The sequence below is a fragment of the Pontivivens insulae genome (genome assembly GCF_900302495.1).
In the GTDB taxonomy this organism is placed as follows: Bacteria; Pseudomonadota; Alphaproteobacteria; order Rhodobacterales; family Rhodobacteraceae; genus Pontivivens; species Pontivivens insulae.
This window is the reverse complement of the sequence record NZ_OMKW01000004.1, coordinates 504,997-524,945: the sequence shown is the minus strand read 5'-3', so window position 1 is coordinate 524,945 and position 19,949 is coordinate 504,997. Positions and strand designations below refer to the sequence as shown.

The following is a 19,949-nucleotide window of genomic DNA, read 5'->3' as shown; positions in this document are numbered from 1 at the left end:
AGCATGACAGGCGCACATGCAGGGTTCAATCGCCAACCTGGGTTCTACAGCTGGCAGGTCCGCCGGAACATGAAGAAGTCTAAGCGTCCTCCGCAACCAGCGCCCGCGGTTTGGGGCCTCCCGTGGCCCAGTCGAGCAATTCAACGGTATGAACGATGGGCACCTCGGTGGCAGACCCGATCTGCATCATACAACCGATATTGCCGGCAGAAATGATGTCCGGGTGCGTTGCCTCCAATGTCTCGACCTTGCGGGCTTTCAACTCACCAGAGATTTCCGGTTGCATCAGGTTGTAGGTGCCCGCTGACCCACAACACAGATGTCCGTTTTGCGGCTCGACAACCTTGAACCCGGCCTTGCGCAGCAGCGCTTTAGGAGTGTCCTTGATCTGTTGTCCATGTTGCAGCGAGCAGGCCGCATGATAGGCCACGCGCAGCGGCTCAGCCTCGCCTTGCAGATCGAGCTGTTCCAGCACTTCCGAGACGTCCATCGCGAGCGCGGATACTTTTGCAGCGTCTTCTGCCAGTGCATCATTGCGGAACATATGACCATAGTCTTTTACCGTCGTTCCGCAGCCGGAGGTGTTGATTACGATGGCGTCGAGGCCGTCCCCCTCGATCTCCTTCACCCAAGCGCGGATATTGGCGGCGGCCGAACCGTGGCTTTCTTCTGTTTTGCCCATGTGATGAGTCAGTGCACCACAACAGCCAGCGCCCTTCGCAACGACGACTTCGACACCGTGCCGGCGCAAGATGCGGATTGTGGCATCGTTGATATCCGTGTTCAGCGCCCGCTGCGCGCATCCGGTCATCAAGGCAACACGCTTAATTTTCTGCCCCTGCGCAGGAAATGTCTGTGGCCGGTCGTTGCGCGAGGGCGAAGGAATATCGCGCGGAGCCATCTCCAACATCGCCTTCAAGCGCGGGTCAGGCATGAACCGCTTAAGCGGTCGGCCCAGCTTTGCAGCCCCAAGAGCAAGACGAAACCGGTTCGGGTAAGGCAAAATGCGCGCAAGCGTCCACCGCAACAGACGGTCCATCAGCGGGCGGTCGTAATGCTCGTTGATATATTCGCGCGCGTGGTCGACCAGATGCATGTAGTGCACACCGGACGGACAGGTGGTCATGCACGCCAGACAGGACAAACACCGATCAATGTGCTTGACGGTCTTCTCATCCGGCTTGCGTTCATTCTCAAGCATGTCCTTGATCAGGTAGATGCGCCCTCTTGGGCTATCGAGTTCATCCCCTAGGACCTGATATGTCGGACAGGTGGCCGTGCAGAATCCGCAATGCACGCAGGTGCGCAAAATCTCATTCGCACGCTGGGTGCCAGGGTTTGTCAGTTGCTCGGGCGTAAAGGTGGTTTGCATAACTCGTTATCCTGTCCCGAAACTGATCCGGATTTATCTCGAAGGGTATTGGCCCCCGATGGAGCCGGGGCGTTGCGGTGCTCAGATCATTCGGCCGGGATTGAACAGGCTATGCGGATCGAATTTCGCACGCAGTCCTTGGGCAAGGCGAGACAGCGCCATCGGTTCAGGCTGGAAGGCCCGCTGGCCCGCCCCCCGGATCAACGTCGCATGGCCGGGAATATCTGCAATACGATCCCGAAGTGGCACACCCTCAGCCATGCGCAGCCAGACAAGACCGCCCTGCCAGTCCAAAAACGCGTCCTCAGCCCCCGCCGCAGCGATCACCCTCTGGCCATCCGACGGTTTGACAGACACGCGCCACACGTCGCCAGGCTTTCCGCTGAACGCTTCTGCATCCCGGACGTAGCGCCAGCCCGCCTCGGTTCGCACCGGGTCGGTCTCGATCTCTGCGGTGCCGTGGGCGCGCAGCTCTTTGGCAAGCGCATCGGCGCGGTAGCTTACACTTTGCTCCAACCCTTCGATCCTGATCATCGTCACGGGCGCACCATCCACCCCAACTGGGATATGGGCTGCTCCAGAGACATCGAACGGGGACCGCATTGCATCGGCAAGACAGGCAGTTGCCTCGGCGGTGTCCAACCCCTCAAACAACAAAACCGCCGTTGCCTGCGGTTTTGGCAGCACCTTAAAGCTGACCTCCGTCATGACACCCAGTGTGCCGTAGCTGCCCGCCATGAGTTTCACGAGGTCATAACCGGTCACGTTTTTCATCACGCGCCCGCCATTCTTCACCACCTCGCCTTCACCGGTCACAAAACGCACGCCGATCAGGCTGTCACGGCAGCTTCCCGCCTTCAGCCTGCGGGGTCCGGACGCATTGGTCGCGACGACACCCCCAATCGTTGGTGTTCCCGTTGTCCCAAGCAATGCGCGGTGGTCCATTGGCTCGAACGGAAGCATCTGGCCTTCTGCATCCAGCGCCGCCTCAATGTCCGAGAGCGGTGTGCCCGCCCTTGCGACAAGCGTCAGCGCGCCTGGATCATAAAGTGTGATACCGGTCAGACCGCCGGTTTCCAGTACCTGTGCCGCCGCCAGCGGATTGCCGATGGGGCGCGTATCTCCCCCCCGGATCTGGAAGCTAGATTTGCTTGTCACAGCCTCCTTCACGATGGACGCCAGCTCCGCCTCGGCTGCGGGGCGCACTACGCGCTCAAGGACCTCACTCATTGCCGACGCCCTTCTGTCACGTCGAGCGGGAAGACCTTGGCCGGATTCAGCAACCAACCCGGATCGAACACATCTTTCACGCGCAACTGCATCTCAAGATCGGCGTGGTCAAACTGCACATGCATCAGATCCCGTTTTTCGATTCCAACGCCATGTTCACCCGTGAGGCACCCGCCGACCTCAACGCAGAGTTTCAGAATCTCCGCTCCAAAAGCCTCGCAGGTTTCCAAATCTCCCGGCTTGTTCGCATCAAACAGGATCAGTGGATGCATGTTGCCGTCGCCAGCATGGAACACGTTTGCGACCTTCAAGCCGAACTCGTCGGACAATTCCGAGATGCGGCGCAGGACAAGCGGCAGCTCACTCACAGGGATTGTACCGTCCAGACACATGTAGTCGTTGATCTGACCCATCGCGCCAAAGGCCGATTTGCGCCCAAGCCAGATCGCAGCACTTTCTGCGGCTGACTTGCTCTCTCGCATCTCAACTGGGTTGTGGGTGACCGCAATCGCCTTGATCGCCTCAAGCTGTTCGGTGATCTCCGCCTCGGATCCTTCAACCTCAACGATCAGCAGCGCCTCGCAATCCGGGTAGCCCGCTTTTGCGAAGGCCTCGCAAGCTTCGATGCAGGGACGGTCCATGAACTCGATGGCGACGGGAAGAACACCTGCACGTATGATGTCCGACACACAGGCCCCTGCCACTTCATTGCTGTCAAAGGCCATAAGGATCGGCCGGGCCCCTTCGGGCTTGGCCAGAATGCGCAGCGTTGCCTCCGTAACCACGCCAAGCTGTCCCTCAGAGCCACAAATCAATCCAAGCAGATCATAGCCGGATGCATCCAGATGCGCCCCGCCAATTTCCACAACTTCACCTTCCATCGTCACCATCGTGACGCCCAGCAGGTTATTCGTGGTCACACCATATTTCAGGCAATGCGCACCGCCCGAATTCATCGCAACGTTGCCTGCGATCGCACAGGCCAGCTGGCTCGAGGGATCGGGAGCGTAGAAAAAACCCTCGTGCTCGACCGCGCCGGTGACGCTCAGATTGGTCCGACCGGTCTGCACCCGGATGAAGCGATTGTCGTAATCCGTCTCAAGAACATCCGCCAGCTTGGACACACCCAAAATGATCGCATCCGCAGTCGGAAGCGCGCCGCCCGCAAGAGACGTTCCCGAACCGCGAGGGACCACCGGCACCCGCTCTTCATGACAAATGCGCAAGACGGCTGCGACCTCTGCCGTGTTGGCGGGCAGGACTGCGGCGAGCGGAGGGCATTTATAGGCGGTCAGTGCATCACACTCATAGGCGCGCACCTCGTTGTCAGAATGGATCACCGCATCGTCCGGAAGAACGTCCTGCAGACGAGCAACGATATGCGCCTTGCGATCGAGGATCATCTGGTTGGGATCGGGCATCTGCATGGGCTGGCACCTCATTTGCGAAATTGGTTTGTTTATATTACCAATTTTGCCGATTGGCGAGTCCCTTTGCAGAACTTGCGACGAAATCGCCCCCGCAATAGGGTCAGGCTGACAGCATATGGAGGGCATGGCACAGCATGGGTGATCCGTTTATCACTGAAATCCTTACGACTTTCGGCTGGCTGGATGGCGTAGCACTTGTCTGGGTGTTTTCGATCTGGATCGTTCTGACCTGGCGCATTGAGAAGGATGAAACGTCCCATCCCTCCGTTCACGTCCTCATGAAGCGCTTCCGCTATCGCTGGATGGAGGAGATGGCCGGTCGCGATGTGCGCATCTTCGACAGCGCCATTCTCAATGGAATCCGGCAGAGCACGGCCTTTTTCGGATCCACAACGCTGATCGTGATCGGCGGACTGGCTGCCGTGATCGGACAGCCGGATATGCTGATTGGTGCAGGCCGCGGTATTTTGCCGGATGTCCCCGCACAGGCCGTCCAACTGAAGCTCCTTCTCGTGATTGGGATCGTTGCGTTCGCATTCCTGAAATTTGTCTGGTCCAACCGCCTGTTCAGCTATTGCGCGATTGTGATGGCTGCGATGCCGAATGACGGCACGACCCACGAGGCCAAGCGCACAGCGATCCGCGCGGCTCGGCTGAACTCCTATGCCGCCCGCAGCTTCAATCGTGGGCTGCGGGCACTCTATTTTGCCATTGCAGCGATTGCTTGGCTGTTGGGACCGGCGTGGTTCATCGCCGCGTGCACGCTTACCACGCTCGTGCATATCCGGCGGGAATTCTTCTCAATGTCGCGCACGGCGCTCTTGGCGGACTAGCGTTCAGCGGCTCTCAATCCGCCATGCACCTATTATAAACGCCGCTGCCAGCAGCAGGACAAGCCATGCAGGTGCGAGCGGGGTCAGGCTCACATCTGTAACAGTGTAGGCAGAGCGATCGGCCAGTCCAATCCAGTTGCGCCCTGCCGCCGTGCGACCCTCTGCAACGCGCCGCAACTCGGGCAGGCCATCGGCCACACGTAAGACTGCGCCATCGTTCAGGTCCACCAACGGCGCCAAAACATCGGCTGTCGAAAGGGCATTTTCGAATTCACGCGGAGCACTCGGCCCGACAGGCACAACGCCGCGCACATCACCATCGACGAGACGGTAAACCCCCATTATCTCGGCTGGAAGGGTCACTTCCCACTGACCCGGCGCCTGCTCCGTCATTTCAACGGACACCATCTCACCATCCGGCCTTGTCACGACAACGTCCGGCGTTTCGGTCAGCAGGGTCCGGCGGGTGATCAGTAGTTCTTGCTGAGCGGTCACGTTGCCCTGCAGCACCTCTTCCTCCAGCTCTGGTTCAGCCATTAGCCAGTGCGCAAGTCGGCGAAGCAATTCATCTTGTGGTCCGCCTCCCTCAAACCCGCGCGACCAAAGCCACGCATGATCAGATGCCAGCATAGCGATGCGTCCGTCGCCAACCCGGTCGAGGATCAGGAGGGGACGGCCATCAGTTCCCTCCATTACCGTATTGCCAGAGCGCTGTGCCAACTCGACCAATCGGAACCATCGGCCCCAACCCGGGGTGCCATCCTCCGCGACGGGAGCCGGAGCGAAATCCTCTAACGTGGCTGTCACAGGATGGCGCCGTCCCAAATCGGAAATCGTAGGATAGAACCCGTCATCAAGAACGCGTGCCGTCGGATCAGCTGGAAGAACGGAAGCAAGCGGCGTGCGCCAAAGGCTTTCCACCCCGGCAAAGGCAGGACCGGACGCAACAAGGACCGCGCCCCCGTCCTCAACATAGCGCGCTATGTTCTCAAGATAGGGCACCGGCAAGACGCCCCGACGGCGATAGCGATCAAAGATGATCAGATCAAATTCGTCGATCTTCTCCATGAACAATTCACGCGTCGGAAATGCGATCAAGCTCATCTCGTAGACAGGCACGCCATCCTGTTTGGAGGGGGGGCGCAAAATCGTGAAATGAACGAGATCGACGGATGCGTCCGACTTCAGCAAGTTGCGCCATGTCCGTCCTCCGGCATGCGGCTCCCCCGAAACGAGAAGCACACGCAGGCGGTCTCTCACCCCGTTGATCTCAACAATCGCGCCATTGTTACGATCCGTCAGTTCACCACCTTCTGCTTCAAAATCAAGCTCAAGCAGATTGCGACCGCCGCGATCAATCGGAACGGTAAATGTCAGGCTTTCGCCAACTGGAATGGGCACCGTGGTGACCCGTTCCCCGTCGAGCGAAATCGCGAGCGGCAACGATCGCGCAGGTGCAGGCACCTCGCCCAGCTCCTCGATCATCACTGTCATTTCGACAGTTTCACCAACAATGCCGAATGCCGGGGCCGCTTCGACCACAAGGCGGCGATCCCATTCGTCCTCCTGCCCAGTGAGAAGGACGTGTACTGGGGCAGGAAAGTCGGGGGTTTCCGGTACATCATGCGCCTGGCCGTCCGTCACGATGATTGCACCCGCAATCCGGTCAGCGCCCGCGCTGCTCGCAGCCTCGGCAAGGGCCGCCATGATCCGGGTGCCCCGTTCCTCGTCCGCGGCGGGTGGATCTGTCACAGTGAGTTCTCGCCACTCCAACGGAGCATCAGACGCAGCTTGCAGGCGATCAAGCCGCTCTGACATGGCGCGGCGCGCACGCTCCAACTGCTCTGGTCGTGGGGCAATCGACTGGCTGCCGGTCTGGTCAATGATCAGATAGGCGATGTCTGCCAGCGGTTCGCGATCCTCTTCCTTCAGACTAGGTCCGGCAAGTGCCATGAGCAGAACCGCAGCACCGAGCCCCCGCAGGAACCAACCGCCCAGCCGCATCCACGCCGCATAAGCGCAGAGCACGACTGTCGCGGCGCCCAGTGCCAACAACAGCCAACCCGCCACAAGTGGTGAGAAGATCACCGATCCTTCGATCATTGCCCCAGCCTTTCGAGCAATGCGGGCACGTGAACCTGATCGGATTTGTAGTTCCCCGTCATCACATACATGACAAGGTTCACACCGAACCGCAGCGCGATCTCGCGCTGACGTTCCCCGGTCAATCCACGTCCAACAGGTCGGATGAAATTGCCGGTCTCATCAACGGCCCAAGCAGCCGCCCAATCATTGGCCCCTATGATGACCGGAGAGACCCCATCATTGAGCGTGCGGAATGGCATTCCATCCACCGTCTCTGGCGCAAGGGATGCCTCCGCCCAAACCGGCGGCCCGATATAGCGCCCGGGAAACTGATCGAGCAGATAGAATGCCCGCGTCAAAACATGATCTTCCGGGATCGGCTCCAATGGCGGCAAGTCAAGATTGCCCGCCAATCTTTGTAACAGACCCGAATTGGGCCCGTCCCGCCCGGTTGTCAGGTTCGCATCTCGGGTATCGATCAGCATCATACCGCCGCCGCGCAGATAGGCGTCCACCCTTGCAGCTGCAGTCTCGGAAAGGGGTTGCTGGCGATCCGTGATCGGCCAGTAGATCAGCGGGTAGAAGGCAAGCTCATGCCGTTCAAGGTTCACTGCGACAGGCGGATCAGGCTCGATGGCCGTGCGCCGTGTCAACGCCAGCGACAACCCAGTCAGCCCCGCGCGTGAAATGCGATCGACTTCGGCATCGCCCGTCTCGACATATGCCAGTACGGTTTCCGAGGTCGCATAGGTCGCCCGCACATCGTCTTGAGCCTGAACACCTGTGCCGGGAAAGCCCGACGCAACAGCAACGAACAGAGCGCCAATTGCCGCCCGCCCGCCTGGCTTAAGCCGACCGCCCAGGGCGAGTGTTGCGAGTATGTCTATAAGCAGCAAAACAATTGCTCCGGTAAGAAAATGGGACGTCAAATCACGCTGGCTGGGCGCGGTGAAACTGCGGACAAGATCGGCACTCGGCGGCTGCATCGGTGCCAGAACTGTATCTGCACGAAGGATATTGTGCGCGAAACTACGCTCCCCAGCCGTATAGAGCCCGGCGGGCGCCGCCGCGGACGGCACCTCCTGTTCCAATACCTCGCCAGCAATACCGGGACGATCGCCCACATCCCGCAAATTTCCGCGTCCGTCCAGAAGCGCTTGTGCCGCCCACGTCGCCCCGGCCAGCTGAGGCGCTTCGTCCTGGGTTCGAGCTACCGATCGGCTGATGCGTTCAAGCATGTCGAGAAACAGGCCGGACAGTGGCAAGCTAGACCAGCTGGCATTCGCTGTGACGTGGAACAATATGATCTGTCCATTTCCAACGCTGCGCGCGGTCACGAGCGGTGTTCCATCTTCGAGCGCGGCAACTGTATGCTCTGCAAGATCGGGATCCGGCTGCGCCATAACCTGCGCGGAGACTTCAACCTCGTCCGGCGGAAGCAGCCCATCGAAGAGCGTATTCGCGCCGAACGGGCGCAGGCGCCGGGGATCGCCCCAACTCATCGTGCCTCCCAGACTGCGCCCGCCAGCCCGCAGCCGGACCGGCAACAATGGGTCGCGCATCGTCTGCCCTGCCCCGCTTGCGGCAAGCCGGGGACCGGCAAACCGAACAAGGATGCCGCCGTCGTCAATGAATTCCAGTAGGTCTGCTTCCACGCTGGCCGGCACCTGACCGACATCGACCAACATCACAATGTCGGGGCGCGCCTCCAACACTTCGGCAAGCTGGGGTTCAACCAAATCTGCCACAGGCGTAAGCGCTGTTCGCAGATAGTGAAGCGGATCGGCCAGCCTGCGCCCCTCCTCACTACGCTGCCCTGCGACGAGTGCAATTCGGCGCCGCTTGATGCCGTCATCGGTCAGAGACGTGCCGCCGGCGCTGGCAAACGGCGCTGCAAGCGCGATACGTGTCACCCTGTTTCGCAGCTCCAAGGGCAGCGCGAAACGTGCCTCTGCAACGAAGGCTCCCGGCTCGAACGTCACCTCTGTCGTGTCGAGGATCCGCTCTATACCCGATGCATCACGGCCGATCGCATTTACGCGAACTGCCGACAAATCCGGCTCGGCAGCACGTGCCGACACCACATCGGCGACAAGTGCACCATCGACCGAGCGGGGCGGCCGGATTGCAAGTGCCGTCGTCTCAGGCAGCACGACCGTAAGCGGACCCAATGCGGAGAAGGCACCATCGAGCCCACCGAGCCCGCCCAAACCGCTGCTCAGCCACAAAGTCGAAACGCCATCAGGAAGCGCCGTGATATGTTGAGCGGCGGCCTCCCGATCGGGCAGCCAGCCACTTGGCTCCATCGCATCGACGTATCCCAACCAGTCATTGGCCGGGCGTGGCCCAAGATCAGGCCTCTCTTCGGCGAGGTTCACTAGATGAACAGGCTGGCCAGCGCGGGAGGCCCCCTCCAGCGCCGTGCGCACTTCTGCCGTCATGCGGGACCAATGCGGCGCGCTCCCCCAGCCACCGTCGAGCGCGATGACGAGCGGTCTGTCGCGGTCAGCAGTGACCTGATCAGGGTTCAGCACCGGCTGAGAGAGCCCCAGAATTGCGAGGGCCAGCGCCCCAACCCGCAGCAGCATCAGCCACCAAGGCGTGCGAGCGGGCTCACGCTCTGAGTCTTTCAGTCCGAGGAGCAATGCGATCCCGGGAAAACGCCTGCGAACCGGCGCAGGCGGGGTGGCGCGCAAAAGCCGCCACAACACTGGAAGAGCTACCAGCGCCAAGAGTAGCACTGGCGCGAGGAACGCGAGTGATCCCAACGCAATCATACGCTACCGCCGATCGCCGCATAAAGCCACGTGAGCGCCTTGCGCGATGGCTCTTGCACCCTGTGCACGGCCATTCTCCAGCCCGTGCGCGCGCAAAAGGCCAGCAGCATCGCACGCCGCTCTTCCAGCCGCTCTTGATACGCAGCTTTCAATTGGCGCGCCCGCTGTGTCTCGAAAACCAGCCCACCACCAACCGAGCGAAATTCTGTTCGACCATCAAATGGGAACGTCTCTTCCGTCGTGTCGATGATCTGGAGCAGGACACCAGGCGTGACGCTTTCACCAATGCGTGCCAGAGCCTCCTCCAGCTCCGGGCCGGGTGACAGGAAATCGGACATGAGAACCTGCGCGGCCGTTGGCGTTGACGGCGGAACAGGTAGCCCGAATTCCCGATCAGAGGTCAGTCCGTCCAGCGCGAGGGCTACTTCATCCAACTGCCGGCGCCCAGATGACGGGCGCAGCCCCGCCCCGGCGACCTCGAACCGCTCCCCCCCGCGCTCGAGAAGGATACACGTCGCCATGGCGAGAAGGCGGGCGCGATCCCGCTTTGTCTCAGATCCCTGAGGGTAATCCATCGAGGCACCCGGATCCGCCCAAACTGAGACAGTCTGAGGCGCCTCCCATTCTGTCTGTCGCAGATAAGTCGCGTCTGATCGCGCCGAGCGTCGCCAATCAATACCGGCCGCGCTTTCGCCCGATTGCATCCGACGGTATTGCCAAAACTCCTCACCCGGCCCCGCACGCCGCCGCCCATGTGCACCAGGCACGATGGTCATGGCGAGCCTGTCCGCGCGCGCAAGGAGCGCGGGGAAACTTCGCGCGCTGCCTTCGGCGCGGGCTCTCAGATGGGCCGCGGCCTCACTCATGCGGCGACCGGCTGGCCCAAACGTCGAGAAACCAGCCCATCAATGATGGATGGAAGCGATGCGCCTTCCGCGCGGGCCCCGAAATTGAGCGCCATACGATGGACCAGCACTGGTTTTGCAAGGGCGCTTACGTCGTCGATCGACGGCGCAAGTCGCCCATCCAGCAGCGCGCGCGCACGCACGCCAAGCATCAGAGCCTGTGCCGCCCGTGGCCCCGGCCCCCATGCGACGGCCTCGTTCAGTTCCGCGCCAGCCTCACCGCTGCCTGGACGCGCAGAGCGCACGAGGTCGAGGATCGCCTCCACGACCTGTTCCCCCACCGGCATCTCGCGCAGCAGCGCCTGCATCGCAATCAGCTCAGCCCCACTCAACACTGGCTCGACATGCGCGTTAGCACTGCCAGTCGTCGCAAGAAGGATTGCCCGCTCCTCATCCCGGTCGGGATAATCGACATCGATCTGAAAGAGGAAGCGATCAAGCTGCGCCTCGGGGAGCGGGTATGTGCCTTCCTGCTCAATCGGGTTCTGCGTCGCTAGAACGTGGAAGGGTGGAGAAAGATCACGGCGCGCACCCGCGACGGTCACATGTTTTTCCTGCATCGCCTGCAACAGCGCGGACTGCGTACGGGGCCCCGCACGGTTGATTTCGTCTGCCATCAGCAATTGGCAAAAGATTGGACCTTCGATGAAGCGGAAAGCTCGCGTGCCATCCGACGCCGTTTCGAGCACTTCAGCGCCCAGAATATCCGAAGGCATCAAATCGGGGGTGAACTGAATCCGGTTGGCATTCAGACCCAAAACCGTGCCCAGCGTTTCAACAAGCAGGGTCTTGGCCAAACCCGGAGCACCAACCAACAGGCCATGACCACCAGAAAGGATCGCGGCGAGCGACAGGTCGACCACATCGCGTTGACCAACAATGGCCCGTTGCACCATCGCGCGCGCCGCACCAAGCTTCACGCCAGCCTGTTCAATCGCATCAAGCGCTGCGTCAGTTTGGTCAACCATTGCGAAACCTCGTGTCTTGAGCCGTTACCCTGCTAAGTAGCACTCTGACACAAGAAGCGAAATCCAACCTGACCGAAAGGCACGAAATGGTGAGCGACATGACCGCACAGGCCCCCACCGCAGATGGAATCGCAAGCGCAGTTAAGCGAGCGGCCCCTCGCGGGTTGCCGCCAGTGGAAAAATGGAACCCACCTTTCTGCGGCGATCTCGACATGCGAATCGCCCGAGACGGGACGTGGTTCTATCTTGGCACCCCGATAGGCCGCCGCCCGCTGGTCAAATTGTTCTCATCCATCCTAAAGCGTGAGGGTGATCAGTACTTCCTCGTCACACCGGTTGAGAAGGTCGGCATAGTGGTGGATGACGCGCCCTTTGTTGCCATCGACTTCTCCGTTGATGAAGCGGCAGATCAGCAGGTTCTGACGTTCACAACCCATGTCGATGACGAAGTTATTGCAAGCGCGAAACACCCCATCAGGGTTGTGCGTGACCCCGAAACAGGAGAGCCGTCGCCTTACATTCTGGTCCGGCGCAATCTTGAGGCGTTGATCGATCGCAAAAGTTTCTACCGCCTTGTGGAACTTGGCGAGACCCACGACGTTGAGGGAACGGACTGGTTTGGGATCTGGTCCAGCGGTGAGTTCTTTCCCTTTGTCCCTGCGGCGGAGCTGCAATGAAACGTATATCAATTCGAGTGATTGCCTTGATGCCGTTGGCCGCGTGTGCACCGGCGGACACAAACACCTCACAGGCGCCTTCCACGGAAATCGAATTCTCGCTCGCCCGATCGGGTTTCATTGTTCCGGGGGAAGGAACAGACGGCCTCGTCGCATTCGGCGCACTAGAGGGTGAAACGGTTCTCGCGGCAACACGTGCTCTTGGCACACCTTCCGGGCGCACCAGCAATGCTGAGTGCGGAGCAGGCCCGCTGGATTTCGTAAATTACGAAGAAATCTCACTCCATTTCTTTGATGGAGAATTCGCGGGATGGTCCCTTACGCCAAGTTCCACCTTGGAAACCCGCGACGGGATCGGACTTGGCGACAGTGAAGGGCAGCTCACCGCCACTTACGCCACGCAGATCGTTATGGATTCGCTTGGGCGGGAATTTGACGCCGAAGGGTTCTATGGCTTGATCGAGGCAGGCGAGATTTCCAACATGTGGGCCGGTATTTCCTGCGTGTTCAGATAGAGTTCATCAACCTGAAGCACCAAAGTTCGGTGCAAACTCGGCGAATACATCCTGATAGACATCACGTTTAAAGGGCACGATCCGCTCAAGCATTTCTGCGGGATTTAACCATTCCCATTCAATGAATTCGGGATCATCCGTTGCGATATTGATCACATCGTCCGTGCTGATCAGCCGAAACAGGAACCACCGTTGTGCCTGTCCGCGAAATCTCCCGCCCCATCGGGTTGGAACAATGTCGGCGGGCAAATCGTAGCGGTGCCAATCCACGCTCTGCGCCACCACCTCAACGTGATCAGCGCCAACGCCGATTTCCTCTTCCAACTCACGCAGTGCCGCAGTCTGGGCATCCTCACCGTCGTCGATACCCCCCTGCGGCGCTTGCCACGCGCCCACCGCGCCATGCTTTCGCGCACCTGCAAAAAGCATGCCGTCGGCATTCATCAACAGAATGCCGACGCAAGGCCGATAGGGCAAAGCCTCAATTTGACCCGCAGTAAGGATCACCGATCACCATACACGGCCAGACCGCGGAGAATGTCGAGCGCATAGGCAAGCTGGAAATCGTCATTGCGCAGAAGCGAATCCGCTTCGAGACGCGCGCGCTCGTCCTCCAGTTGACGACGCTCATCCTCCGTCAGGCTGTCATTGCTGATGGCACCACGCAGATCAGCCTCGGACCGGCGCGGGATGACGCCATCTTCCAGCTCTTCTCCGTTTGCGCGGGGGGCGACGATCACGTCGGGCTCGATACCAAGCGCCTGAATCGAGCGGCCTGATGGCGTGTAGTACCGCGCGGTGGTCAGACGCATAGCGCCTGAGCCCTGCAACGGCATGATTGTCTGCACCGATCCCTTGCCGAAGCTTTTCTCACCCACAATGATCGCACGGCGATGGTCCTGCAACGCGCCTGCGACAATCTCAGAAGCAGAAGCAGAGCCCCCGTTGATCAACACGACAATAGGCAAGCCCTCCGCAATATCGCCAGGAGCCGCGTTGTAGCGGTCGCTATCGCCGGGCCGCCGGCCGCGCGTTGAGACAATTTCGCCCTGCTCCAAGAACGCGTCAGAGACCTGAACAGCCTGATCGAGCAAGCCACCTGGGTTGTTGCGCAGATCCAGAACAACGCCCATCGCGTTGTCGATTCCGCCCAGCGCTTCCAGCTGTTCTTCCATTTCGGCAAGCAGGTTGGGGAAGGTCTGTTGATTGAACGTCGTCAGCCGCAGAACGACAGCGTCACTTTCAGTGCGACCACGCACAGCCTGGATCTGGATCGTATCGCGAATGATCGTGACCTCGAACGGCTCCACGCCCTCTCGCACAATGGTGATGACGATCTCAGAACCCACCGGCCCGCGCATAAGTTCCACGGCTTCATTCAGTGTCAGGCCGAGAACACTCTCACCGTCGACATGCGTGACAAAATCACCGGCCATGACGCCCGCCTCATCCGCGGGCGTGCCGTCGATGGGGGACACCACCTTCACGAAGCCCTCTTCCTGCGTCACCTCAATCCCCAGGCCACCGAACTCCCCTCGGGTCTGTTCGCGCATGTCGCTGTAATCCTGCGGAGGAAGGTAACTGGAATGCGGATCAAGAGAGGTCAGCATTCCGTTGATCGCCGCTTCAATCAGATCGCGATCATCTACCTCCTCCACATAGTCGGCCCGCACACGTTCAAAAATGCTGCCGAACAGGTCGAGATATTCATAGGTGGTCGCGTTTGCAGCGTTGTTCTGCGCCAGAAGCGGGCCAACAAGCTGTGTGGTGGCGACAACGCCAGCAATGGTGCCGGCAAAGCCAGCGGCAAACATGCGGTTCATAACTAATGCTCTCTCAACAATTCACTTCAACCTGCTTTCACTCGAAGCGAAACCACGGCGCCGGATCAACAGGTGTTCCGGCGCGCCGCAATTCGACATAGAGCGTTCGCGTCAAACTTGGGCCGGATTCACCAGAAGGTTCAACCAAAAAGCCCGTGTCATCCCGTCGCGATCCCGTGAGCAGACCCAGCGGTTCACCGGCGAGTACGATCTCTCCGCTCTGTCGCTGGACCTCTGACAAGCCTGCGAGGACCATCAACCACCCCGCCTGCGGCTCCAAAACGACGATCTGGCCATAGTCCAGAAACTCGCCCGTATAGCGCAGGGTCGCCGGCCACGGTGCAAGCACCTGATTGATGCCCTCGACCTCCAGAACCATGCCGGGCCGGACGGCCCCACCCTCATCCCGGCTGCCATAGGGATGGATCAACTGACCGGGTACGGGCAGATCCAACGTACCACGCGCCTCCTCGAAGCGCCGTCCCTCAGCGTCTGAAAGGCCAGCCGACTGCCTTGCCAACGCGCGCGAAAACGCCTGAAGGGTCGCACTGTCCGCACGCAAGCGGGCGATGAGCTCGTCATCCACGGCCCCGTCAGCAGATGCGCGCCCGTTAAGCGCGCCCTGCAATGCCGCGCGCGCCGTTGCCACTCCTGCAAGCCCCTCCCTCATCCGTTCCTCTGCGCGGGCCTGCTCGGTCTCAAGCAGTCGCAATTCCAGCATCATCGCACGCAGCGCCTCAGCCTCGGCATGCAGCTCAGGGATCACACGCGACATCATCTGGCCCGCGCGCACTGCGCCCTCCGGCCCATCAGGATGCAAAAGCAGCAGAGGTGTGGGGGCTGCCCCAACACGCTGCAGACCGCCGATCACACGCGCCAAGCGGCGTCGATCCTCGTTCAAGGCCTCTTCTACGACATCCATGCGCAGGGCAAGGGAACGTTCCGCCTCCCTTTGCGCATTCAATCCCAGCTCAAAGGCCTGCACGATCCGACCCAGGGCCGCCAGCCGGGTTTCATCCGTGCGCGTCGAGACAAGCTGCGCCGTGGCGGCGTCGAGCAAATCACTGGCGCGCTCGGCCTGTGCCAACGCACCCTGTGCCCGCACCTCTGCAACTGGCAGAAAGCCGGTCAGCAACCAGCCAGCAGCGAATATAGCCCACCGCAGCCTCACGAGAGGATCAAGCTCTTTCCTGTCATCTCATCAGGCTGGGCCAGATCCATAAGTTGCAAGATCGTAGGCGCAACATCGGCCAGACGACCGGGGGCGAGGCGCACATTCTCAGGCCCGCCCACCAAAACGATCGGAACCGGGTTCAACGTATGCGCCGTATGTGGTTCGCCAGAATCCGGGTCGATCATCGTCTCGCAGTTGCCATGATCCGCAATCACGATCATCGCACCGCCGGCATCTTCCAACGCGCTCAGCACACGCCCCAGACCCGCATCAACCGCATGGCACGCCGCCATGGCCGCGTCCAGATCACCGGTGTGGCCAACCATGTCCGGATTGGCGTAGTTCACCACGATCAGGTCGTACTGTGCGCTCGAAATCGCGTCGACAAGTTTGTCCGTTACCTCAACCGAGCTCATTTCAGGCTTCATGTCATAGGTTCGAACATCGGGCGACTTCGGCATCGTCCGCGCTTCACCTTCGTTCGGTGTTTCCACGCCGCCATTCAGAAAGAAGGTGACGTGTGGGTACTTTTCGGTCTCAGCGATCCGAAATTGCTGTTTTCCTTGCCCAGCAACCCAAGCGCCGAGTGTATTGGGGATATCTTCGGACGGGAACATGACATCCATCCACGCATTGTGCCGGTCAGAATACTCGACAGTACCACAAGCAGCGGCGAGAGTGACGGGCTCACGCGCAAATCCGTCAAAGTCCGGGTCGAGGAACGCCGCCAAAATCTCCCGCGCCCGGTCTGCCCGGAAGTTCAGAAAGAGCAGCCCATCGCCGTCTGACATCCCGGCATAGCCATCCAGACAGGAGGGTGCGATGAACTCATCCGTTTCGCCTCGATCATAGGCCGCGGCAATCGCCGTATCGGCATTCTCATATGCCTCACCCACTCCAGACCGGATCAGATTGTAGGCGCTTTCAACACGGTCCCAGCGATTGTCCCGGTCCATCGCATAAAAACGACCAACGATTGAACCGACACGCGCGCCGTCTGGCAGCATCTCTTCGAAATCGTAGAGCTGCTCGCGTGCCGATTTCGGCGCAACATCGCGACCATCAGTGAACGCATGAATGGTCACCGGAACACCAGCCTCCACAATGACACGGGCGGCCTCCGCGACATGGCGCATATGGGCGTGCACCCCGCCGGGCGAGACGAGACCGGCCAGATGGGCGGTGCCACCCGTTTCTTGCAGCTTGGCAATCAGTCGTTGTAATGCGGCGTTGGTCGCGAAGGAACCATCCGCAATCGCATTGTCGATTTTTGGCAGGTCCATCCAGACAACCCGTCCGGCCCCGATATTGGTATGACCAACTTCGGAATTGCCCATCTGACCATCCGGCAACCCCACATCGGATCCATGGGTGACAAGGGTCGCATTCGGACAAGTTGCAAATAGCCTGTCCATGTTCGGAGTTTCGGCCAATAGAGGGGCGTTTCCCGTCTCCTCCGCGCTCAACCCCCAACCATCGAGGATGCAAAGAATGACAGGGCGGGGGGTCGACATGGGCGAAATCCTCGGAAAACTCGGGTTAGTGACACATAGAGGTATCGGGTCGGCTCTCACAAGTCTTGACCCCCTCCAAGGTCGCAAACCGGCCACATTGGACCCAAAATCACCCGCACGGGCGCACGGATATTGCGCTTTGCCTTCCGCACGGCATAGATGCGCGCGACGCGTGACGGACGAAGAGGTGAGCCATGAACATTCTGATCCTAGGGGGCGGAGGCCGCGAGCATGCGCTTGCATGGGCAATCTCGCAAAATCCGAAATGTGATCGTTTGTTCTGCGCTCCCGGCAATGCCGGCATCGCCGATGTTGCAGAATGTGTCCGGCTTGATCCCGAAGATGGTGCAGCGGTCTGTGCATTTGTCGAAGACCACGCGATTGACTTCGTCGTCATCGGACCAGAAGCGCCACTGGCAGCCGGCGTGGCAGACGATCTGCGCGCCGCCAATGTGTTGACCTTCGGCCCCTCGAAAGAGGCCGCGCAGGTCGAGGCATCGAAGGCTTTCACAAAGGAGCTTTGCGACGCAGCCGGTGCGCCGACAGCGCGATACGCCCATTTCACCGACCTTGATGCCGCGAAAGACTATGTCAAAACCGATGGCGCACCAATCGTCGTGAAGGCAGACGGATTGGCTGCAGGCAAGGGTGTGACTGTCGCGATGGACGAGGCAACAGCCCTCGCAGCGCTCGACGATATGTTCGGCGGCGTCTACGGCGCAGCGGGCGCAGAGGTCGTGCTCGAAGAGTTCATGGAAGGGGAGGAAGTCTCCCTCTTCGTCCTGACCGATGGTGAGGCCATGCTTCCGCTGGCTTCCGCTCAGGATCACAAACGTGCCTTTGATGGGGATGCCGGGCCAAACACTGGTGGAATGGGGGCCTATTCCCCTGCCCCGGTCATGACGGCTGCCATCCGCGATCAGGCAATGACAGAAATCGTCGCGCCCTGTTTGGCGGAGTTGCGCAAGCGTGGCACCCCGTATCAAGGCGTTCTCTATGCGGGATTGATGGTGCAGGACGGCAAGGCGCGTTTGGTGGAGTACAACGCGCGCTTCGGCGATCCAGAATGTCAGGTCCTGATGATGCGAATGGGTGCCCAAGCGCTAGATGTCTTGCTGGCCTGTGCAGAAGGGACCCTGGATCGCGCAACGGTGAACTGGGCAGACGACCATGCGCTGACGGTCGTGATGGCTGCAAAGGGTTATCCGGGCAGCTACGCGAAGGGCACGGCGATCAGCTTGCCAGACATGGACCAGAACCCGCGCGCTGCGATCTTCCATGCGGGAACCGCGATCAAGGATGGCCAACTTGTTGCCAATGGTGGCCGCGTCCTGAATGTCACGGCACGCGGGGCGACATTAGCCGAGGCACAGGAGCGGGCGTACCGCATCTTGGATCAAGTCGATTGGTCTGACAGCTTCCACCGGACCGACATAGGTTGGCGGGCGCTTTAACAGCGCTGCGCAGCCTCCAGACTGCCGGGACCGGTATAGGGGCCCCGGTCGTCACTTGTAATGATGTTGTTCGCGACACTGACTGCGAGGATGCGCTGCCAGCGCGCATCCGCCAGGATGATCTCTGGCGTCTGGCCGCAGTCGCGCAAACCGCCCTCGATCTCTGCTGCACCAAATCTGTGGTTCGTCACACCGGGAAACCAGGCGACTTCCTGAATCTCGCCATCCTCAACTCTCCAAAAGCGCAGAGTCTTTGCCAGATGCGGCCTGTCGACGGCCGCAATTTCCACACGCCCATCGCCGTCAAAATCCGCGATGGCAGAGATGGCAAGCCAGCGAAAACGCGTTCCAATTGCTGGCGACACGGCCTTGCGTCCATCCGCGCCGTAGACGGCTATTCGTGCGCCTTGGCGCGCTAAGCTTTCCACAACGACCACATCCGTCTCGCCGTCCCCGGTCACATCGGCAAGCCGCGGCGCCGTATCTTCAAACACGATGTCTGATGGCAGATCGAAACGCTGTTCAGTGCCATCACCCAGCGCAACACGCAGCTGACCATACTCACCCCCATCACCCAAGGCACCATGCCCATAACGGTTCGTGGGATCGGCGTAGTCAGCGGACACGATCTGCGCAGGTGCAAGGCCCGGCAAAGCCAAAGCGAACAGCAATGCCAGTCCGGGCGCTCGCATCAGATCTGCTTTTCGGGCATCCGAACGACCAGACCATCCAGATCATCGGTGACCTTCAGCTGACAGGTCAGACGGGATTTTTCCGCGTCGGGCTGCCAGGCGAAATCGAGCATATCTTCTTCCATGGGATCTTTGGCCGGCAGCTTGGAAACCCAGCTGTCATCGACGTAGACGTGGCAGGTGGAGCAGGCGCACGCCCCGCCGCAATCAGCCTCGATACCGGGAATGTTGTTGTCCCGCGCACCTTCCATCACCGTCAGACCTGTCGCGACGTCGACGACATGTTCGGTTCCGTTGTTCTCAATGTAAGTGATCTTGGCCATGGTCTCGTCCTTTGATGGCTGATTTTGCCGCTGATGCCTTGTTAATCTGACCGGCACAGGCGCGACAATCCGTATTCGTGCAACACCGCGTGAGCATTCATGTCGCAGCATGGCATTTGGGATCGTTAACCAATTTGAAAGGTTGCGAAGGATTTTAGGCAAGTTCAGTGCTAATTT

Annotated in this window: 17 protein-coding genes; 4 read left to right on the top strand and 13 right to left on the bottom strand. The window is 60.3% G+C overall.

Going from position 1 to position 19,949, the window contains the following annotated elements:
• Positions 1-79 precede the first annotated feature (79 nt).
• From glcF to POI8812_RS16575, 3 genes are all read right to left on the bottom strand, one after another.
• Positions 80-1,372: a glycolate oxidase subunit GlcF gene (glcF, locus tag POI8812_RS16585; protein WP_108783704.1), complete on the bottom strand. Its 1,293-nt coding sequence runs from the start codon at positions 1,370-1,372 to the stop codon at positions 80-82.
• A gap of 81 nt (positions 1,373-1,453) precedes the next feature.
• Positions 1,454-2,602: a glycolate oxidase subunit GlcE gene (glcE, locus tag POI8812_RS16580; protein ID WP_245895448.1), complete on the bottom strand. Its 1,149-nt coding sequence runs from the start codon at positions 2,600-2,602 to the stop codon at positions 1,454-1,456.
• Positions 2,599-4,029, bottom strand: coding sequence for an FAD-linked oxidase C-terminal domain-containing protein (locus POI8812_RS16575; protein WP_108783703.1), 1,431 nt, complete (start codon positions 4,027-4,029; stop codon positions 2,599-2,601). The genes glcE and POI8812_RS16575 overlap by 4 nt, the downstream gene beginning before the upstream one ends.
• Before the next feature lie 137 nt (positions 4,030-4,166).
• Between POI8812_RS16575 and POI8812_RS16570 the strand changes: the two genes are divergently transcribed.
• Complete coding sequence (locus POI8812_RS16570) at positions 4,167-4,865, top strand: DUF599 domain-containing protein (protein WP_108783702.1); 699 nt, start codon at positions 4,167-4,169, stop codon at positions 4,863-4,865.
• Positions 4,866-4,868: 3 nt separating this feature from the next.
• On the opposite strand, the gene POI8812_RS16565 is transcribed toward POI8812_RS16570, so the two are convergent.
• The 4 genes from POI8812_RS16565 to POI8812_RS16550 are packed head-to-tail and all read right to left on the bottom strand — an operon-like array spanning position 4,869 to position 11,600.
• Entirely contained in the window at positions 4,869-6,968 is a 2,100-nt protein-coding gene (locus POI8812_RS16565; RefSeq protein WP_108783701.1) for a hypothetical protein, read from the bottom strand.
• Positions 6,965-9,727: a DUF4159 domain-containing protein gene (locus POI8812_RS16560; protein WP_108783700.1), complete on the bottom strand. Its 2,763-nt coding sequence runs from the start codon at positions 9,725-9,727 to the stop codon at positions 6,965-6,967. Before POI8812_RS16560 ends, POI8812_RS16565 begins: the two co-directional genes overlap by 4 nt.
• The gene (locus POI8812_RS16555) at positions 9,724-10,593 is read right to left on the bottom strand and encodes a DUF58 domain-containing protein (RefSeq protein ID WP_108783699.1); all 870 of its coding nucleotides are present in this window, start codon (positions 10,591-10,593) and stop codon (positions 9,724-9,726) included. The genes POI8812_RS16560 and POI8812_RS16555 overlap by 4 nt, the downstream gene beginning before the upstream one ends.
• Positions 10,590-11,600 carry an AAA family ATPase gene (locus tag POI8812_RS16550; RefSeq protein ID WP_108783698.1) on the bottom strand — a complete coding sequence of 337 codons (1,011 nt, stop codon included), beginning with the start codon at positions 11,598-11,600 and terminating at the stop codon, positions 10,590-10,592. Before POI8812_RS16550 ends, POI8812_RS16555 begins: the two co-directional genes overlap by 4 nt.
• Before the next feature lie 98 nt (positions 11,601-11,698).
• Here POI8812_RS16550 and POI8812_RS16545 point away from each other — a divergent pair, with 98 nt between their 5' ends.
• Both POI8812_RS16545 and POI8812_RS16540 read left to right on the top strand, forming a co-directional pair.
• On the top strand, positions 11,699-12,277 hold the full coding sequence (locus tag POI8812_RS16545) for a DUF1285 domain-containing protein (RefSeq protein ID WP_108783801.1): 579 nt from the start codon (positions 11,699-11,701) through the stop codon (positions 12,275-12,277).
• Positions 12,274-12,792 (top strand): hypothetical protein, encoded by a 519-nt coding sequence (locus tag POI8812_RS16540; protein WP_146186188.1) that lies wholly within the window; start codon positions 12,274-12,276, stop codon positions 12,790-12,792. Before POI8812_RS16545 ends, POI8812_RS16540 begins: the two co-directional genes overlap by 4 nt.
• 6 nt (positions 12,793-12,798) lie before the next feature.
• On the opposite strand, the gene POI8812_RS16535 is transcribed toward POI8812_RS16540, so the two are convergent.
• From POI8812_RS16535 to gpmI, 4 genes are read right to left on the bottom strand one after another with little or no spacing between them, the layout of a single operon-like run.
• Positions 12,799-13,299: an RNA pyrophosphohydrolase gene (locus POI8812_RS16535; protein WP_281258580.1), complete on the bottom strand. Its 501-nt coding sequence runs from the start codon at positions 13,297-13,299 to the stop codon at positions 12,799-12,801.
• A complete protein-coding gene (locus POI8812_RS16530) occupies positions 13,296-14,615 on the bottom strand; it encodes a S41 family peptidase (RefSeq protein ID WP_108783696.1) in 1,320 nt (439 codons plus the stop codon). Before POI8812_RS16530 ends, POI8812_RS16535 begins: the two co-directional genes overlap by 4 nt.
• Positions 14,616-14,652: 37 nt before the next feature.
• A complete protein-coding gene (locus tag POI8812_RS16525) occupies positions 14,653-15,786 on the bottom strand; it encodes a murein hydrolase activator EnvC family protein (protein WP_108783695.1) in 1,134 nt (377 codons plus the stop codon).
• Entirely contained in the window at positions 15,783-17,303 is a 1,521-nt protein-coding gene (gpmI, locus tag POI8812_RS16520) for a 2,3-bisphosphoglycerate-independent phosphoglycerate mutase (protein WP_108783694.1), read from the bottom strand. The genes POI8812_RS16525 and gpmI overlap by 4 nt, the downstream gene beginning before the upstream one ends.
• A gap of 194 nt (positions 17,304-17,497) precedes the next feature.
• On the opposite strand from gpmI, the gene purD reads away from it, so the two are divergent.
• Positions 17,498-18,757, top strand: coding sequence for a phosphoribosylamine--glycine ligase (purD, locus tag POI8812_RS16515; protein WP_108783693.1), 1,260 nt, complete (start codon positions 17,498-17,500; stop codon positions 18,755-18,757).
• Here the strand turns inward: purD and POI8812_RS16510 are convergent.
• Both POI8812_RS16510 and POI8812_RS16505 read right to left on the bottom strand, forming a co-directional pair.
• Complete coding sequence (locus POI8812_RS16510) at positions 18,754-19,449, bottom strand: FG-GAP repeat domain-containing protein (RefSeq protein ID WP_108783692.1); 696 nt, start codon at positions 19,447-19,449, stop codon at positions 18,754-18,756. The genes purD and POI8812_RS16510 overlap by 4 nt on opposite strands.
• Positions 19,449-19,772, bottom strand: a complete 324-nt coding sequence (locus POI8812_RS16505) for a 2Fe-2S iron-sulfur cluster-binding protein (RefSeq protein WP_108783691.1) — start codon at positions 19,770-19,772, stop codon at positions 19,449-19,451. Before POI8812_RS16505 ends, POI8812_RS16510 begins: the two co-directional genes overlap by 1 nt.
• Positions 19,773-19,949: the final 177 nt, after the last annotated feature.

Coding starts and splice junctions, on each gene's coding strand:
- glcF (WP_108783704.1), bottom strand. CDS start 1,372: ATGCAAACCACCTTTACGCCCGAGCAACTGACAAACCCTGGCACCCAG.
- glcE (WP_245895448.1), bottom strand. CDS start 2,602: ATGAGTGAGGTCCTTGAGCGCGTAGTGCGCCCCGCAGCCGAGGCGGAG.
- POI8812_RS16575 (WP_108783703.1), bottom strand. CDS start 4,029: ATGCAGATGCCCGATCCCAACCAGATGATCCTCGATCGCAAGGCGCAT.
- POI8812_RS16570 (WP_108783702.1), top strand. CDS start 4,167: ATGGGTGATCCGTTTATCACTGAAATCCTTACGACTTTCGGCTGGCTG.
- POI8812_RS16565 (WP_108783701.1), bottom strand. CDS start 6,968: ATGATCGAAGGATCGGTGATCTTCTCACCACTTGTGGCGGGTTGGCTG.
- POI8812_RS16560 (WP_108783700.1), bottom strand. CDS start 9,727: ATGATTGCGTTGGGATCACTCGCGTTCCTCGCGCCAGTGCTACTCTTG.
- POI8812_RS16555 (WP_108783699.1), bottom strand. CDS start 10,593: ATGAGTGAGGCCGCGGCCCATCTGAGAGCCCGCGCCGAAGGCAGCGCG.
- POI8812_RS16550 (WP_108783698.1), bottom strand. CDS start 11,600: ATGGTTGACCAAACTGACGCAGCGCTTGATGCGATTGAACAGGCTGGC.
- POI8812_RS16545 (WP_108783801.1), top strand. CDS start 11,699: ATGACCGCACAGGCCCCCACCGCAGATGGAATCGCAAGCGCAGTTAAG.
- POI8812_RS16540 (WP_146186188.1), top strand. CDS start 12,274: ATGAAACGTATATCAATTCGAGTGATTGCCTTGATGCCGTTGGCCGCG.
- POI8812_RS16530 (WP_108783696.1), bottom strand. CDS start 14,615: ATGAACCGCATGTTTGCCGCTGGCTTTGCCGGCACCATTGCTGGCGTT.
- gpmI (WP_108783694.1), bottom strand. CDS start 17,303: ATGTCGACCCCCCGCCCTGTCATTCTTTGCATCCTCGATGGTTGGGGG.
- purD (WP_108783693.1), top strand. CDS start 17,498: ATGAACATTCTGATCCTAGGGGGCGGAGGCCGCGAGCATGCGCTTGCA.
- POI8812_RS16510 (WP_108783692.1), bottom strand. CDS start 19,449: ATGCGAGCGCCCGGACTGGCATTGCTGTTCGCTTTGGCTTTGCCGGGC.
- POI8812_RS16505 (WP_108783691.1), bottom strand. CDS start 19,772: ATGGCCAAGATCACTTACATTGAGAACAACGGAACCGAACATGTCGTC.